Origin of the sequence: Halobacillus sp. BBL2006, from assembly GCF_000786645.1 — a bacterium.
GTDB lineage: Bacteria > Bacillota > Bacilli > Bacillales > Halobacillaceae > Halobacillus.
The window spans coordinates 1-556 of sequence record NZ_JRNX01000697.1 but is presented as its reverse complement, the minus strand read 5'-3'; the positions used below and the strand labels follow the sequence as shown (position 1 = coordinate 556).

1 protein-coding gene is annotated in these 556 nt (G+C 42.1%); it reads left to right on the top strand.

What is annotated here, in order from left to right:
• On the top strand, positions 1 to 556 hold a 556-nt coding region (locus LD39_RS18490; protein WP_035551468.1), incomplete at both ends, for an endospore germination permease.

Below are 556 nucleotides of genomic sequence, written 5' to 3'. Positions count from 1 at the left end.
TCTCGCAGCGCAGGCCAAGCAAGATGCATGGATATCAATAATCTTATCCATTCTAGCAGGACTCGCTCTGATTTTCTTTTACAACAAGATTGGAGAATTATCAAAAGGGAAGACGTTCGTTCAAGCTGCTAACTATGTGTTCGGTGCATGGATCGGGCGGGTCATCAGCTTTTTTTACTTATGCTTCATTTATATTTTAGCCGCTCTTGTCTTAAGGAACATCGGCGACTTCATGACCACTCAAATCATTCCGGAAACCCCGCTTCAGTTCACACACATTCTCTTTCTACTCGTCGTTATTGGTGGAACTTATTTAGGGATTGAAGCGATCGGCAGAACAGCAGAGATATTCGTTCCATGGATGATTCTCTTACTGGTCTTCTTAACCGTATCTATTGCCCCCCAGATCAGTTTGGATAACCTTAAACCGGTTTTAGGAAACGGAATTACTCCAGTACTGAGCGGATCCACCATCATGATTGGAACCCCCTTTTTGGAAATGGTTTCGCTCTTGATGATTTTTCCATATGTAAAAGAAAGTAAAAAAACTAAGCAC